The sequence below is a fragment of the Paenibacillus koleovorans NBRC 103111 genome, from assembly GCF_004000845.1.
GTDB lineage: Bacteria > Bacillota > Bacilli > Paenibacillales > NBRC-103111 > Paenibacillus_AA > Paenibacillus_AA koleovorans.
This window is the reverse complement of the sequence record NZ_BIMA01000259.1, coordinates 1-900: the sequence shown is the minus strand read 5'-3', so window position 1 is coordinate 900 and position 900 is coordinate 1. Positions and strand designations below refer to the sequence as shown.

At 63.9% G+C, this 900-nt stretch carries 1 pseudogene; it reads right to left on the bottom strand.

What is annotated here, in order from left to right:
- Positions 1-309 precede the first annotated feature (309 nt).
- Positions 310-900: pseudogene (locus PKO02S_RS32740) on the bottom strand (hypothetical protein); the annotation flags it as partial.

The window sequence follows — 900 nt, the reverse complement described above, 5'->3', positions numbered from 1 at the left end:
AGGGCGAACCGGGTTGTACCAGGGTAAGCCCGGGACGAACCAGGCTGGACCCAACTTTTGCGGACACAGGAGCCGCTATTTGGCGGAAACCGGGGTGGTCTACCATTTTGGCGGACATAGGATACCTTATTTGCATTGTATGCCTCGGATTTACGCTAATTTCGGCTAAATAGCGCATCGTATGTCCGGCAAACTCAGGAACAGTGTGTTTTCGGAGCAAATAACGGCTTCTGTGTCCGCCTTTACCGCCTTACCGTCTTTATCGGGTTGCTGTTCTGCTCCTGCCATCCGTTCGGCTGACTTTTTATGTCAGCGGCGGAGATCGGCAGGGGTATTCTGTTGTTCGCGCAGGATGCGCAGGAACACGTTCGGGAACGCGTAGCGGTCCATCTCGGAGGCGTCGATCCAGCGGAACGGCTGGACGTCGGCGGGAGAGGCGAAGGCTTCGTCGGATGAAGCTGCGACTGACGACTCCAGTATGCCGGACGCATCATCAGACGGCTCTAATGCGTCGAATGACTCCAGTGCGCTGAACGAATCGGCAGCGGTCTTCGGCGAACCTGACGCGTCGTACACCGCTGCGGACTCGGCCGCCGCCATGGCGCCGAACGCGGTGGGCATAGCCACGGCGTCGCCAAAGTCCGGCCTGCCATCGGTGCCGCCGCCGGCTCGCAGCTCGACGAAGCGGCACCGGTACACATCCAGGTTCCACTGGATGTGGCTGAACGTGTGTTCCGCGGTCATCAGGCGCTCCAGCGGCTCGACGACGAGCCCGTAGCGCTCGGCCAGCGCGTCGCGGAGCAGCTCGGCGTCCCGCCCGAGCGGCGGCTTCGCGGCGAGCGCGAGCCCGCTGCCACCGGCGGCGGCGCCGTCCCGCCGCCCGCGCGACCCGGGCTCGGG